The following is a 15,314-nucleotide window of genomic DNA, read 5'->3' as shown; positions in this document are numbered from 1 at the left end:
TGCCCTGTCGATCTCTCGTGCGATCTGCGGCGGTGCGATCGCTTCCTGCGCTCAGGAGGCGAGGCGGCGGCCGCGGCGGCGGGCGTGCAGGTCCTGCGCCGCCCGGGTCGCGTGGCGCGGGCTGCGGAACACCTGGCCCTCCAGGGTGTGGAAGTCCGGGTGGGCGGAGAAGAAGCGGAAGCCGTCGGTCTCGGGAACGACGATGCCGGCGGAGGTCTCGCCGACCTCGACGATGCGGGCGGGCTGCATGGGCGAATGTCTCCGGTCGCTGTCGCCGCACGGGGCGACGCGACGATCACGTCATGGAATGGGCTAGCAAAAGTCGGGCCGGTCTCTGCGGCCCGGGCGGACGGCGCGCGTCAGGCGCGGCGGCCGCCGCGGCGACAGGGCGCGCGACGGATGGCGGCCGGGACGGGGCAGCCGGCGCAGGGCATGCGGCAACGCAGCATCGCTGTCAGTCTCCGTGTCTCCGGGTGGGCCATCGGCGCCGCGCGGGCGCCGGGGTGCTTTGGCGTTTGGTCTCGCGGCGCAATCAGCCTCAAGTCTCCGCGGCGTCGAGGCCGTCGACCGGCCCCGGATGCCGGAGCAACATCGGCCGACCGCGCCCGACTGTCAACGAGAATGTTCTTTTTATAGAACAGTTTGAAAGACAAGAAGCTTCCCGTCTCGAGCTTGACCGGAGGAGAAAGCATGCTTCGCGGTTCGGTTCGGCGCTGACGGCTCGGGCGCGATCGCAAAGCGTTCGATAAAACAAACGGATCGGTCGTGATCGGTCTGGCGCACGCGCACGCCGTGGCGCAGGATGCGGGCCTGGATCCTACCCGGAGAGTGCCGATGCCGGACGAGCCGCACGACCACGCCCATCCCCACGATCACGACCCTGACGCCCACGACCACTCCCACGACGCGCCGCGCTGGAAGCACGACGGCGTCCGGGTGATCACCGGCGACAAGCTCGATCCGAATACCGCGCAGACCCCCGGCATGTTCCGCCAAGCGGCGATCAACCACGCCCGGGTCGGGGCGCAGAAGATCTGGGCCGGCACCGTGGCGATCGAGCCCGACGCCAAGACCGGCGTGCACCATCACGGGGCGCTCGAGAGCGTGATCTACGTGGTGCGCGGCCGCGCCCGGATGCGCTGGGGCGAGCGACTGGAATTCGTCGCCGAGGCGGGTCCGGGCGACTTCATCTACGTTCCTCCCTTCGTGCCGCACCAGGAGATCAACGCTTCGCCGGACGAGGCGCTGGAATGCGTGCTGGTGCGCTCCGACAACGAGGCGGTGGTGGTCAACATCACCGATATCGAGCCCGTCGAGCGGCCCGAGGCGGTCTACTGGGTCGACCCGATCCACAAGCATCCGTGACCGCGCCCGACGAATGCGGGGCGTGACAACGCGGGAGAGTATTCGGGGTTCCCTGCGGGCGGTTTCGAGCAGCCCGCAGTCTCCCGCGGGGCGATGTCGCAGGTTTCACCCCGCTCTCCCGTCCGTTTCATTGCGCCCGCGGTGGAACCGCCGGGGCCGCCCCGGATTCGGCGCGGCGCAGGACAGTGGCCCGGACGCATCAGGTCTCGGGACGACTTGGATCCCGGCGATTTCCTGCCTGCGCTTAATCTGTTGTTAAGCACGCCGCGCGACCCTCGGGGCAATCCAGACCCTTCGAGGACCCTCATGCCCGCGCCGCAGGCCCGCTCGCCCTCCCCCGACGACTGCCCCGTCTCCCTCGACGTGCTCGGCACGCTCTACCGCGGCGACGCCGAGATGGTGGAGACCGTCCTCTCCGACATCCCGTCGGCCACCCGTGCCCGCCTGGCGACCTACCTCTATGGCAAGAGCCACCTCCACGCGCTCGGCCTGCGCGTCGCCTCGGCCTGCACCGAGACCGACCTGGTGCGGGTGGCCGGAACCGCCGGAGCGGTCCTGTACGCCCAGTCCCGCGCCGCGCCGCGGGCGCCGGAGGCCCGCCACGCCGGCCCGCGCCGCATCAGCCTCGCGGGCAGCCGCTCCGTCGCGTGACGCCCCGCGACCGACGACCCGCGCAGGGCGGTGCGATTTCTCGTCGGACCCCGCTTGTGGTTTCGCGAGAGCCCGTGCTAAAGCCCCGCCTGCGCTGGCGACGGCGCGCCGCGGAGAGGTGGCAGAGCGGTTGAATGCACCGCACTCGAAATGCGGCATGGGCGCAAGTCCATCGGGGGTTCGAATCCCTCCCTCTCCGCCAGGCTTGCTAAAAGCTCAATCATTCCGGTAAGTTGCTGTCCCGCAACGGTTTCGTACGGCCCGCTTGGTACAAACGGGTGGTACAAATGCCCCTGCCGATGGCCCGTCCCTGGAAGCACCACAACGGCGTCTACTACGCTCGCAAGGGCGTGCCGGCCCACCTGCGCCCGCTGGTCGGCAAGTGGACCGTGATGGTCAGCCTCGGGACGAAGGACCCCGACGAAGCCCGCCGGCTGCACCCCGAGGCGATCCGCGAAATCGAGGAATGGCTGGCCGCGCTTGAGGCCGGCCCGAAGGCGTTAAGCGAGCGAGAGGCCCACGAACTCGCCTCCCCTGTTTGCGACGACTGGGTGGCCCTCCACCGCGACAATCCGAGCCGCAACCCGTGGCGGACCGATCTCTTCGAGCGCCTGTGGCGGAACAGGAGGGCCGGCCTGTGGGGTCGGCCGGACCTGATCCATCAGGTGCTCCACGGCGAGTACGCCGACCGCGGTGAGGACGGGATGGAGGTGCTCTGCTTCGAGCAGGCCGATCAACTCATCGAAGCGAAGGGCTTGGTCGTCGACAAGGACGGTCGCCGCACCCTCGCCAAGGCGGTCGGGGCGTCACTCCAGCGCGCCAGCCTGACTCTGGAGCGATTCGCGCTTGGCGATGTGGGTGACGAAGCACCGCTTGTGCGACCCCGCTTTGCAGCTTCTGTGCCGATCACCAAGGCCTCGCCGTCGAAGGTCGAGTTCGATGAGCTCGTGAAAGGCTGGGCCGCAGAGCGCAAGCCGGCCGAGAAGACGCTTTACGATTGGAAGCGCGTCATAGTGCAGCTTGCCGAGTTCCTCGGACATCGCGACGCAGCCCGGGTCACGAGCGAGGATCTGATCGCTTGGAAGAACAGCCTCGTCGCGTCCGGCCTTGCCGCAAAAACCATCCGCGAGAGTCGTTTGGCGCCCGTTCGGGCGATCCTGCGGTGGGGCGTCGACAACCGCCGACTCACTGAGAACGCTGCCGAACGAATCACGATCAGCGTCAAACAGAAGCCGGGACAGGGCAAGCGCGGCTTTAAGGACGCTGAGGCCGCCCAGATCTTGCAGGCGGCTGCTGCCGAGAGCGATCCGGTTAAGCGATGGGTGCCACTCGTCTGCGCCTACTCCGGTGCGCGGCTGTCGGAGGTTTGTCAACTGCGCGTTCAGGATATCAGCGAGGTCGACGGGATCCCCGTGATGCACTTCGATGCCGAAGCTGGGTCGCTGAAGAATATCGGTTCGGAGCGGACGGTGCCCCTGCACTCCGCGCTCATCATGGCTGGCTTCCTCGACTTTGTACGCCGACAGAAGGCTGGGCCGCTGTTCCCTGATCTGCCACCGGACAAGTTCGGCAAGCGCGGCGGCAACGGCACCAAGATCCTCGGTCGATGGGTGCGCGGGCTCGGCCTGACCGATCAGCGCCTTGCCCCGAATCACTCGTGGCGGCACCGTTTCAAGACTTTGGCTCGGAATCACGGTCTCGCCGGTGACGTGACCGACGCCATCACCGGACACGCGCATCGCTCTGTCGGTGATGGTTATGGCGAGTATGACATTCAAGCAATGAAAAGAGAAATAGAAAAAATTCCCAATCTATAGCTGCGCTTCAGCGATACACATGTATACGCAAGGATCATCAAGTGTATACAGGCAGCGGTAGTATAATTTTACAATGATATTATCTGCCGTCATTTGACTAAACCGTCGTCAGGGGGTGCCGCACAGCCAAACAAGCGGCATACGAAACTATGCCATTTCAGGTTTCATGAGCCGCTGCGCCTGGATAACAGCAGGTATTCGAACACAACTGTGAGCGAGCTGGAGACCGGGTGTCGGTGTCCCGCCATCAGCGGGTCTCAAGCGTTAGCCAGACAGCGGACTCGCGGCTTCGCGCCCACCTTGGTCAAGCCACTTGGCGTCATATCGCACCGAAGGATGCCGATTTCGGGGACATGGCGATTGCGATCTGTTTCGTCAGAGCGATTGATGCGAAGTGCCGATGATCGGTCTGGCATCGGCTGCAATCATCGAATACACTCGATGTGTGGTTTGGTTGTTCGTTTCGAAAGGGTATGTTCCATTGCTCGCCCTTGACGTCAAAGCCTCCGATCGAGCAGCGTGATGTCCACGTCACCGTTCTCGGCTGCTCCTCAGGGCTTGGGCTATTTTTTCCAATATCGCTACTCTCTTCTAAAGGTTTTAGACCTTCCAGATAGCGGCCAGTTATTCATTGAGCGCAACGATGATGTTGAATATGTGTCGGCGGATGGGTCTATCGCATCGTCGTCCCTGAAGCATAAGGCCGAAGGCGACAGGTTAACGGATCTGTCTGCGGACTTCTGGAAGTCGGTTCGAATATGGCTCGTGCTCTACGCGGATTCCGGGTATGGATCTGGCCCCGACGTACGCTTCATCCTGGTCACCACGGCGAGCGTGCCAGTCAACTCGTTCCTCGCCCTGTTCCTCGGTCACGGCCAAGACGACGCGGTTCGCGCTGAGAAGGCCGCCGAGACCCTTACCCTCAGCAAGTCGGATCTAATTACGAAAATCGCCGTCGAACTGGATGTCCTAACTGAAGCACAGCGGCGCGATTTCTATGGCCGTATCACCATCGTGCAGGAGACGGCTCGCATCGATCAGCTTCCGGCAATGATCGAGCAGCGATTACGTGCGGTGGACCGTCGTAATCGCCAAGCTGTTTTTGAGCGCCTCGAAGGGTGGTGGGTGAACGTCGTGACGAACCATCTCGTCGGTGGAGGACGAGACCCGATCCGCATCGCTGATGTCTCCGATAAATTGAGCGCAATCAACGACGCCTATAAATCGGACAACTTACCCATCGATTTTCGGGGAAAGAAGCCTGAGACCATCGACACCGCTTCTGACCCTAGAACCTTCGTAGAGCAGCTGCGCGTGCTAGGTCTCTCCGAGGGCCGAATCCGTCACGCTATTGTCGACTACTATCGTGCGTTCCAGCAGCGATCGAACTGGGCTCGTGAGAGCCTTCTTGTGTCAAACGAAATCGAAGACTACGAGGACCGTATTGTAGAGGAATGGGACAGATTTCGCGAGATCGCATGTGAACTGCTCGACGAAGAGAGCGCCGAGGAGCTGTGTCAATTGGCCGGGCGGAAGCTGTACGAGTGGGCACAGACGCAAACAGGTTACTTACGGATCAGAGAGCGCGTCACCGAGCTCTATGTCGTGAGAGGGACGTTCCACATGCTCGCCAACGTTGAACCAAGCCCGCGGGTGCATTGGCATCCGAGGTTCCTCCAACGCCTCGCCAGCATGTTAGAGGTCACCGCTTGAAGCCCTGGAACGAGCGCCCGGTTGAAATCCGCAATCTCTTCAACCCCGCCTTCTGCGGTCTAGTGCTTTCGCGAGCTATTACGTCATTTCAAGAAAGCAACGACAAGGGTATGCCCTTCTCCTTGTCTCTCCTTGTCCTGCCCCTCTGTCTTCATCGACAGACAAGCGATGTATTAAGAGCGTATAATAGGAGCTATTTTCTTAAAATAATCGCCGAGCATCCGGAATTGCAGATCGGGCTGGCCAGACGCTGCACTGATATACTACCATTTACTTTCGAGGGGTTCGGCCTCTTGATGCAGTCCGGCGTGCTTGCAGTGAATGACAGTGGTCATCTCCGGATCACTCAAGGTGTCCGCAAGAAGCTTACGGGTACCGAGGAGTCGATCGAGTGCCAGAGGGCAGCCGCCTTCCTTGGCAAAGAGTTCGCCCGTATCGGCGATCGAAGCACTATATATGCGACGTTGGGAGTCCGTCCATGAGGATCAAATCGATCCACCTTTACAGTGGCGATGGGCGACGTCGCGACCTCATGTTCCATGCTGGTCTGAACATCATCACAGGGCGCTCATCAACTGGAAAGTCGGCGTTGTCCGAGATCATCGAGTATTGTATGGGGCGATCGACCTTCCTAGTGCCTGAAGGGGCAATTCAGGATCGTGTTGCCTGGTACGCGGTGATCTACCACTATACCGGTGAGGAGGTGCTAGTCGCCAAGCCTGCGCCTCGACCAGGTGTGGCCAGTTGCAGCCTCGCCATGGTTCGACGAGGAGCTGTCGTTGAGGCACCAGAACCGGACGAGTTGATTGTGAACGACAACGACGACGGTGTTGTCGCTCTGCTTTCTAAACTCCTGGGCATACCGGACAACGTCACCGACGTGCCCATCGATCAGAGTCGCGTCAGCTTCGCGGCAACAATTCAGCATACTGTCTATTATCTGTTCCAGAAGCAAGAATTCGTCGCGAGTAAGACCCAGCTATTCTATCGGCAGAATGAAGACCACCAGCCGCAGACCATCAAAGATACGATGCCTATCGTGCTAGGTGTATCGGGGAAGGACAAATTTCAGCTCGACTCACAGCTACGCGCCGCCCTTCGCGAGCTCCGCCTCAACGCCAAATTGGTCCAGCAAGCGAGGGAAGCGGCGACGGGCTCAGAGGCACGAGCCTTTGGCCTTCTATCCGAAGCAAGAGCCGTCGGCATCCTACCATCCGCGGCGACGGCTGATGAAGATACGATCTCCTTGCTGCGTCAAGCTCTGTCGTGGCGACCTACGCCTGTTCCTGAGGATGACGGGCGGCGGGTGTCCGTAATCGAGCGAGAAATTGTCAGGCTCAGGGAGCGGCGTCGCGAGGTAGAGGGCCGCATCAAAGCAGCGCAACATTTCACTAGACAATCGACGGGTTTTCAGTCCGAAGTCCTGGAACAGCAGGACCGACTTGCGTCCATCAAGGCTCTTCCTCGAAATGCCGAGACGGGCGATTGGCAGTGGCCATTCGCCGAGAAGGACCTCGGAATGGCGAGTCCGGTGGCTGATGCCCTCCTTGGTGAGCTCCGGTCATTGGACCGGGAGCTGGCTGCGGTCACCGGCGAGCAGCCTGTTCTCGACTCATACCTCGCATCGCAGATTGAGGAATCCTCACAGGTCACTAGGTTAATCGCCACGAAGGAGGTCGAACTTGCATCGGCGATTTCTGCAAATGAATTCCTCGAGGAAATGGGTAATCGGAACAATGCGGCCGCACATGTCGTGGGGCGCATCAGTTTTTTTCTCGAAAATCTGATCCCCGAACATGAGCTAACGAAGCTTCAAAATGAGGAGCGACGTCTGCGACGGCGGATCGAGGACTTGGAGGAGCAAATCGGCGCAGATGACTCCGAAGATCGACTTCAAGCTGCCCTTAGCAACATCGCGCAGCACATGTCAGGCTACATTCGTGAGCTCGGCGGCGAATTTGGCGAATTTCCGGCAAGGTTGGATCTTCGATCGCTTACAGTTGTGATCGACCGGCCTGGGCGTCCGGTATACATGTACAAAAGCGGCGGCGGCGCTAACCATCTCGCCTATCATCTAGGGGCGTTGCTAGCTTTCCACCGCTTCACGTCCGGATATGGCCTTCCGGTTCCAGGCTTCATGTTGATCGACCAGCCAACGCAGGTCTACTTCCCTTCGGAGACGAGCTATAAAAGTGTCGGTGGCACCGTTGACGAAACCGAACAGGGCGACGTCGATCTTGAGACCGTTCGCAGGTTGTTTGCTATAATGTTGCGCTTCGTTACAAAAGACACACCAGGCTTTCAGCTAATAGTTTCGGAACATGCTAACCTGCGGGACGACTGGTTTCAAAAATCACTTGTGGAGCCTCCATGGACGAAGCCGCCGGCGCTAGTGCCTGACAGCTGGCCAAATCTTACCGCAAATCAAGTGTAAGCAAAGATATTTTTACCGGGCGGATCAGCGCGGTCGCGAGTTCGCGTGAGCATGTTGAATTTGTGAAGTCATACTGTTGCGAGGCTATAAGGATGGCGGCTTCAGTTATACTTCAGTCCCAATTAGTCACTTGAGCGGCCGGGCCGTAAAGTGGACTTTCTTGCAGCCTGCGGCGGGTTATGGATGCGGATTGGGTGGGCACAGATGGAGCGTTTGAGCGGGGTCGTAAGTGGCGCATCGGCGCAGGCTGTCACAAACTACGCTGCCAGCACAATGTTGACGCCTGTCGCCAGTGGTAGCAGGTAGTGTGCGGCCAGATTTCATAATCGAAAATTATCTACTATTGCTGATATACGCATGTATATTGATTAATCTGTATTTTCGTGTAATATCGATATTGCCGAAAACCGGCTGGCGCACCGCAGTGGCGCTGATCGACGTAAGCCAAGGAGCCTTACTATGGGCCAGAAACCACCCTCCCCTATCCGATATCGATGGCAGCCGCAGCCCGGCCAAGGCGCATTCCACTTAAACATTTCCGTCAAGGCCCCCGCTCCGGGGGCCTTCTTCGTTTTAGGAGCACTCTGATGAGTGGCAAAGCTGCTCTCCAACTCGTCGCCGAAGTGCCGCTGCGGCCCATGACACCGGCGCTCGTCCTGTTTGGGCGCGATGATGCCGGCCGGCCCCGGGCCGCCTGGTTCGATGTCAGCGAGGCCAAACTCGCGGCGCAAGCGGCCGAGGTGATGAACCTTCGGGTGTTGCAGCTCGCCGACGACGAGCAGCGCACTTTCGCCGATCAGTTCACCCATGGCCGGCTGTTCGGCAGCGGCCGCGCCTTCATCCCCTACATCCGGCGCGAGCTATTCCCCCGCCTCCTCGAGCTCGCCGGCGTTCAGGTGGATCCAGATGGCACGGGCCTAGCTCCTGCCGACGAGGATGGCTCGCCCGCGGCAACGCAAGAGCCGGGGAGGGGAACGCTGCCCCGCGCGACGACGGCAGCCCCTCCGCCGCCCGCTCCGCCCGGACCCTTCGTCGGGCACAAGCTGCCGCGCGACCGGGACGAGATCGGGCTCGGTAGCGTCGTGCTCGCCCACGAGGGGCCCGACGAGGGCTGGTGGGAGGCGGAGGTGATCGGGATCAACGGCACCGTCCATTCGCTGCGCTGGCGCGACTACCCGACCCAGCCCACCATCCTGCGTCGGGCCGACGAACTCGCCCTGCTGCCGCCCGGCAAAGCTTAGCGGTTCCGCGCCCCTGCCCGAGCCACAAAGGCTGGCTCGGGCGCCCAGTGGCAGGCCGCACCGTGCCGCCGCCTACCTCCCTTCCAACCTTCGAGGCTCTCATGCTGACCACCGTCCTCGACGTGGATCGCACCCGCGCGCTCAACGACATCCTCCGCCGCTCCCTCTCAGGCGGCTTACTGATGCTGACCGCTGGCGTCATCGCCCTCGGCCGCGAGCGCCAGCAGACCATTCTCGACGCCATCGCCGCCTACGACGACTTCACGCCCGACAACGATCCCCGCGGCGAACACGACTTCGGTGCGCTCGAGGTTGCAGGCAAGCGGGTGTTCTTCAAGATCGACTACTACGACCGCGCGATGACGGGGCACTCCTCGGATCCGGCCGACAGCAGCATCACGACGCGGATGCTGACCGTCATGCTGGCCGGGGAGTACTGACGTGGCCGGACGCAGACTGGCGGCGTCAGTCATCCCCACCCCCGGGCCGTGGTTGGTGCGCGGCACGGCCGAGCCGGACGCGTCGCCCGCGCAAACTATGCTCGGGGTCGAGCCGGCGGCCGAGGACCGCCCGGGTGGCTGGCCCTACTTCATTCGGCGGGATGCACCTGTCGAGCCCGGCGGCTGCCCGCTGCACATCGCCACCGGCATCCAACGGCTCGCCGACGCTCAGCTCCTGGCCGCCGCGCCGGACCTCTCGGAACGGCTGCTCGCGCTGCTCACCGCGCCGGCACTCCGATCGCGCGACCTCGACACCCGGACCCGCGCGGCGGTCGATGCAGCTTGGGCGCTTCTCATCCGAGTTGCCCCGCAACTGGAGATCGGCGCGTGAGGTTGACCGTGCGCGAAGCGCAACCAGCCTCCCTAACCCGGTGTCGAGGTTCACCCGGACTTCGCACGCCGCCCGGCCCGCAATGGCATTGGCGGCTCGGCCCCGGCTTCGGGTTCGATGAACAGCGCCGCGACCGGCACCGCCAGGGCGACCGCCATCGCCTCCAGCGTCGAGATCGTCACGTTCTCCGAGCCGCGCTCGACCCGCCCGACATAGGCGCGGTCGATGCCGGCCGCGAGGGCCAGTCGCTCCTGCGAGAGACCCTTGGCGACGCGCAGCCGCCGCAGATTCCAGCCGATGAGTGCTCGCGCCTCCATGGCGCGAGAGAGCCAGTCCACGGCTTGACAATCGACGGACCAACAGTCCCACATTCCGATCATCCAAGGGCTCGGCCGCAGGCCGTTGGCCCGCTCCACGGAACCTCCGCCATGCTGCTGTCCGCCTCCGGGGCCTACTTCCTCGTCGCCTTGATTGCCGCCGCGGTGAGCTACGTCGTGGCTCACCGAAAGGGCCTCAACGCCGTCGGCTGGGCGTGGGCCTCGCTGTTGTTGCTCGTCCCCGCGGCGATTCTGCCGTTCGTGCCCTCGCGGCAGAGGCCGGAGCGGTCGATTGGCGTTCCGGACGAAACTTGGCAGGCCCTCCTTGCCTACGATCCCGACATAAAGGCCGCGGTGGGGCGGCTCGCCCCCTACGGGGCGCCTCCCCTTGATGAACTGCGGCGGGCCTGGGCGGCGGTGCCCGACAAAGGGGCGTTGCCGTCGATGGTCTCAGCCATCGAAGCACGATGGTCGGGCTACACGGCCGTGGGTCTGACCCACGTCGAGACCCAGGATGGGGTTGCGGTGCTGCGGGACGCAGCGGGACATTATCACGTCGGCGAGCGTCAGACCGGCGACCTCCGCACGGCGCGTCTCATCGCCTCGGCCAGCGCGCGGCGGGCGCGCACGTCCTCGGTGGCTGGCATCGTCGTTGGAGCAGCCGTTCTGGCCGCCGCAGTGACCGGTGCTGGCCCGGCGAGCGCCCAACCCGGCGCGACCGGGATGACACTGCCGAGCTGCGAGACCTACGATCCCGAACGCCCTCGTGGCGGCACGCGGGAGCAGCTGTCCGATCTGTTCGACCTGTCGATCTACCGGTGGGGCGACGCCGAGTACGACCGCTATCGGGCCTTCCTGCTCGACTGCAAGCGCACGCTTCCGGGCTTCCGCGAGGATATGACCCTGCGCGATTGGGAGGCTGCCGTCGAGAAGAGCATCGCGACCCTGAAGACCTACACCGGTTACGTGAACCGATTCGGCGAGCCGATGGGCCGACAGAACGGATCTCGTCCCCGCCCGGGCGAGCCGGACTACACGCGCGCCTTCGAGATCCTGTCATGCGACCGCTTCACCGAGGCGACGGTCAACGCGTGGACGAGCGGTGGGCCGCCTGATGCGTCTACGGCCGCACCGTTTTCGGTGCCGCTGGCGGCCTGGCACTACGAGGTCTGGCGCGCCTTCGAGAACCGCGTGCTGGCTTGCGGCAAGAAGTCCGGCTCGCCGGTCGAAGCCGACGAGAGCTGGATGCGCGTCATTGTCTCCCAACAGGAGGCGGGGAATGCCGCTGCGATCCGGCAGGCGCAGCAGGAGGGGGCCGCGGGCGCAGCACGGCTTGCTGGCATTCTGAGCCGGGCCGCCGAAGCCGAGAACTCAACCTCTGCCGACGACATCGCTGGCAAGCTCAAAGCCGTCGATGCACTCGCGGCGGGGCTGAAGCTCGCTCCCGCCGAAGCCGCGCAGGTTGCGGCGGCACGAGCGCACATCGGCGCACGGCTACGGGCAGCCCGACTGGCCGAAGCCGAAGCCTGGGAGCGGGACCGCCCGGCTCGGGAAGCGCGAGCCCAGCAGCAAGAAGAAGAACTGGCGGGCCTGCAACGTCAGAATCGCGAGCGTGATGATGCGGCAGCTGCCGAGCGCGAGCGGGCCGCGCGGATCGAGGCAGAACGGCAGGCTGGGACCCGGGCGCAAGCCGAGCGGCAGGCGGCGGAGGCGGTAGCGCAACAGCAACGCGACGCAGCTCAGCGCACCGCCGACCGGGCGGCGCAGGAGCGAGCCGCTGCCGAGACCCTGGCTCGCCTCCGGCGCGAGGAGGAGACGGCGCTGGCGCGTGATCCGTGCAACCGGGTCGAAGTGCGCCGGCAGTTGATGGAGGCCGCCAATGCGATGGACCGCGCACGCTTCGGGGGGCGCAAGCTGCTCGATCTGACCCGTGGGCTCACGAATTCGGGGCAACCGGATGCAGTACGTTCGTGCGTATTCGACGCCGAATGGTCTTCGGGTCAGCGTGGTCTGGTAACGATCACGGTGCGTAAGAACTCATTCGGTGACGACCTGATCGAGGTGCGTCCGTGAAATGACTCGCCAGCGTACCCGGGACAGCTGATGTAAAGTTTCGGAGCCAGCGAACATGACAGCCCTGCGCTCCATCGATCACGCAGGGCTGTGACGCCGAAGGACTCCCCTAGCGCCGGCTGATCGGGCCAGGAGGTTGGGGCGCCGGGGGCTCGCTGGGTGGGTCGCCCTCCGGCGGGGCTGGGTCCGGTGGCGGGTCACCGATGGGCGGCAATGGATCGTCTCCCGGCCGCGGCGTGTCCGATTGCATGTCGTTCCCCTCAAAGACGCCCTTTGGTAAGGGCCGACGACAACGCGCGATGCCGATGAACGTCGCGGCCGATTCGACGCCAACCTGCGCCGTGGTGCCGCGTTATCCACCTTGCGATCGTCGTCCTACGCCGATTCGAAAGCTGCTCGCGCTCAGAGGGGGTCATGGACGCAGAGATCGAGAGGCTGCGGCGGCGCGAGCGCGAGCTCGAAGCCCGCGTCGCGAGGCTTGAGGCCGAGCGCGGGGATGGCCTGCGCCGGCCGGATCGCGGTGAGCGGACTTCCGCGGCCTCCACCGACCTTCTGTTCACGGCAGCGGAGAAGACCCGTATGCCGCAGATCATCACCGACCCCAACTTGCCCGACAATCCCATCGTATTCGCCAATCGGGCCTTCCAGAACCTGTGCGGCTACGACGCTGCCGAGCTGATCGGGCGCAACTGCCGCTTCCTTCAGGGCCCTGGGACCGACCCGGCCGATGTCGCCAAGGTCCGTGACGCCATCGCTGCCCGGCGCGACGTGGTGGTCGAGATCCTGAACTACCATCGCGACGGCACGCCGTTCCGCAACGAGCTCTACGTCAGCCCCGTCTTCGATCCGGATGGGGGCCAACTCCGCTACTTCTTCGCGAGCCAGCTCGACGTGACCCGCTTCCGCACCACAGAAGGGGTCTTGGCCGAGAGCGAAGCCCGGTACCGGGCGCTCTTCGACGCGGTCGACAGCGGGTTCTGCGTCATCGAGATGCGTTTCGACGCACAGGGGCGCGCGATCGATTACAGGTTCATGGAAGTGAACCCCGCCTTCGCGGCGCAGACGGGCGTGCGAGACGCGGCCGGGCGCTGGGCTAGCGAACTCGTGCCCGGGCTCGAACGCTCCTGGTTCGACACCTACGGCGAGGTTGCGCGGACCGGCCAGCCCGTACGGTTCGAGAGCGGGTCGATCGCAATGGGGCGCTGGTACGACGTCCACGCCCTGCGGATCGGAGAGCCCGAGCAGCACCGGGTCGCCATCCTGTTCAACGACATCACCGACCGCCGCCGTCTCGAGAGCCACCTGGAGGCCACCGCTCAGGAGCGAGCCGACGAGCGCGACATGGTGTGGCGCGCCAGCCGCGACCTCTTCGTGGTCTGCGGATTCGATGGTGTCTTTCGCAAGGCGAACGCCGCCTGGACCGAAACGCTCGGATGGGATGTCGCCGAGGTTGTGGGCACCCGCTTCGACGCGTTCGTGCATCCCGACGACTATGCGCAGGCCGCGGCGGCCTTCGAGCGCATCAGCGCCGGGTTTCCGCTGCATGACATCGACGTGCGCGTCCGGACGAAGGACGGCGGGTACCGGTGGCTCTCGTGGAACGCTATCCCTAGGGACGACCATTATTACGCCGCTGGCCGCGACATCACGGAACGTCGGGCTCTTGAAGAGCAATTGCGCCAATCCCAGAAGCTGGAGGCCGTCGGTCAGTTGACCGGTGGCGTGGCTCATGACTTCAACAACCTGCTCACGGTCATCAAGTCCTCGACCGACCTGCTGAAGCGACCCAACCTCGCAGAGGAGCGCCGGCTTCGCTACGTCGGTGCCATTTCCGACACGGTCGACCGTGCCGCCAAGCTCACAGGTCAGCTCCTCGCCTTCGCACGTCGACAGGCGCTGCGGCCGGAAACCTTCGCAGCAGACCGCGCCGTGGCGGCGCTCGCCGACATGGTCGGCACGCTCACGGGGGCACGTATCCAGGTCGAGCTCGGCCTACCCGATGGCGAGCGGCGGGACCTGCACGTCAACGCCGACCCGAGCCAGTTCGATACGGCGTTGGTGAACCTCGTCGTCAACGCCCGGGACGCGATGGACGGCGAGGGCCGCCTGCGCATCGGGCTTCGCCGCGCCGGCCGCATTCCTGCCGTCCGGGCGCACCCGCCGCAGCGTGGCGACTTCATCGCGATATTCATCTCCGACACCGGCGCGGGCATCGCACCCCAGAACCTGGAGCGCATCTTCGAGCCGTTCTTCACCACAAAGACCGTCGGTCAGGGCACCGGGCTCGGACTGAGCCAGGTGTTCGGCTTCGCCAAGCAATCCGGCGGCGAGATCATCGTCGAGAGCGCGGTCGGCGAGGGCACGACCTTCACCCTCTACCTCCCACGCGTCGCTGCGGTCGAAGCTAGCGACCCCGTTGCGGAGCCGGAGGCACTTGCCGACGGGCACGGCACCTGCGTTCTCGTCGTAGAGGACAATCTGGACGTCGGCGCCTTCGCTCAGCAGGCCCTGCGCGAGCTCGGCTACTCGACGGTTTGGGCAACGGATGCGTCGAAGGCACTGGCCGAGCTTGAGCGCATTCCATTCCGATTCGAGGTGGTGTTCTCGGACGTGGTGATGCCGGGCATGAACGGCGTCGAACTCGCGGCCGAGATCCGCCGGCGCCGGCCCGACCTGCCGGTCGTTCTGACCTCCGGCTACAGCGACGTGCTCGCGGCCGAGGGGACGCACGGCTTCGACCTGCTGCGAAAACCGTATTCCGTAACGGACCTGTCGCGGGTGCTGCGACGCGCCGTGCAGGAGGCAAGAGCGCGCGGGCGCTGACGGCCGAAACGCGCCGTAGCCTGACCGTGAGTAACTGGAAGATGCGCTT

Annotated in this window: 13 protein-coding genes and 1 tRNA gene; 12 read left to right on the top strand and 2 right to left on the bottom strand. The window is 64.2% G+C overall.

Translation table 11 applies throughout. The annotated features are described in order from the left end of the window. Positions 1-51: 51 nt before the first annotated feature. Entirely contained in the window at positions 52-249 is a 198-nt protein-coding gene (locus DK419_RS24415; RefSeq protein WP_109961388.1) for a hypothetical protein, read from the bottom strand. A 585-nt stretch (positions 250-834) separates the two neighbouring features. Between DK419_RS24415 and DK419_RS24410 the strand changes: the two genes are divergently transcribed. From DK419_RS24410 to DK419_RS24365, 10 genes are all read left to right on the top strand, one after another. Further along, a complete protein-coding gene (locus DK419_RS24410) occupies positions 835-1,365 on the top strand; it encodes a cupin domain-containing protein (protein WP_109961387.1) in 531 nt (176 codons plus the stop codon). Between the two features lie 306 nt (positions 1,366-1,671). After that, positions 1,672-2,016: a hypothetical protein gene (locus DK419_RS24405; protein ID WP_109961386.1), complete on the top strand. Its 345-nt coding sequence runs from the start codon at positions 1,672-1,674 to the stop codon at positions 2,014-2,016. Between the two features lie 112 nt (positions 2,017-2,128). Continuing rightward, positions 2,129-2,218, top strand: a tRNA-Ser gene (locus DK419_RS24400). Positions 2,219-2,303: 85 nt separating this feature from the next. After that, the gene (locus DK419_RS24395; RefSeq protein ID WP_109961385.1) at positions 2,304-3,833 is read left to right on the top strand and encodes a site-specific integrase; all 1,530 of its coding nucleotides are present in this window, start codon (positions 2,304-2,306) and stop codon (positions 3,831-3,833) included. A gap of 522 nt (positions 3,834-4,355) precedes the next feature. Further along, on the top strand, positions 4,356-5,546 hold the full coding sequence (locus tag DK419_RS24390) for an ABC-three component system protein (protein ID WP_109961384.1): 1,191 nt from the start codon (positions 4,356-4,358) through the stop codon (positions 5,544-5,546). After that, positions 5,543-6,028 (top strand): three component ABC system middle component, encoded by a 486-nt coding sequence (locus DK419_RS24385; protein WP_109961383.1) that lies wholly within the window; start codon positions 5,543-5,545, stop codon positions 6,026-6,028. Before DK419_RS24390 ends, DK419_RS24385 begins: the two co-directional genes overlap by 4 nt. After that, on the top strand, positions 6,025-7,980 hold the full coding sequence (locus DK419_RS24380) for a DUF3732 domain-containing protein (protein WP_109961382.1): 1,956 nt from the start codon (positions 6,025-6,027) through the stop codon (positions 7,978-7,980). Before DK419_RS24385 ends, DK419_RS24380 begins: the two co-directional genes overlap by 4 nt. A gap of 587 nt (positions 7,981-8,567) precedes the next feature. Next, positions 8,568-9,221 (top strand): hypothetical protein, encoded by a 654-nt coding sequence (locus DK419_RS29630; protein ID WP_245442689.1) that lies wholly within the window; start codon positions 8,568-8,570, stop codon positions 9,219-9,221. A gap of 104 nt (positions 9,222-9,325) precedes the next feature. Beyond that, entirely contained in the window at positions 9,326-9,661 is a 336-nt protein-coding gene (locus DK419_RS24370; RefSeq protein ID WP_109962477.1) for a DUF3768 domain-containing protein, read from the top strand. 1 nt (position 9,662) lies between these two features. Next, positions 9,663-10,052, top strand: coding sequence for a hypothetical protein (locus DK419_RS24365; protein WP_109961381.1), 390 nt, complete (start codon positions 9,663-9,665; stop codon positions 10,050-10,052). Positions 10,053-10,102: 50 nt separating this feature from the next. Here the strand turns inward: DK419_RS24365 and DK419_RS24360 are convergent, their stop codons facing one another. Next, positions 10,103-10,369 carry a helix-turn-helix domain-containing protein gene (locus DK419_RS24360; RefSeq protein WP_109961380.1) on the bottom strand — a complete coding sequence of 89 codons (267 nt, stop codon included), beginning with the start codon at positions 10,367-10,369 and terminating at the stop codon, positions 10,103-10,105. A gap of 111 nt (positions 10,370-10,480) precedes the next feature. Between DK419_RS24360 and DK419_RS24355 the strand changes: the two genes are divergently transcribed. Together DK419_RS24355 and DK419_RS24350 are read left to right on the top strand one after the other, a co-directional pair. Continuing rightward, a complete protein-coding gene (locus DK419_RS24355) occupies positions 10,481-12,442 on the top strand; it encodes a hypothetical protein (protein ID WP_109961379.1) in 1,962 nt (653 codons plus the stop codon). Positions 12,443-12,856: 414 nt separating this feature from the next. Continuing rightward, the gene (locus DK419_RS24350; protein ID WP_109961378.1) at positions 12,857-15,265 is read left to right on the top strand and encodes a hybrid sensor histidine kinase/response regulator; all 2,409 of its coding nucleotides are present in this window, start codon (positions 12,857-12,859) and stop codon (positions 15,263-15,265) included. Positions 15,266-15,314 lie beyond the last annotated feature (49 nt).

The organism is Methylobacterium terrae (assembly GCF_003173755.1).
GTDB classification, from domain to species: Bacteria; Pseudomonadota; Alphaproteobacteria; order Rhizobiales; family Beijerinckiaceae; genus Methylobacterium; species Methylobacterium terrae.
Note: the sequence above shows the minus strand (reverse complement) of the source record. Positions and strands in the feature narration are given on the sequence as shown.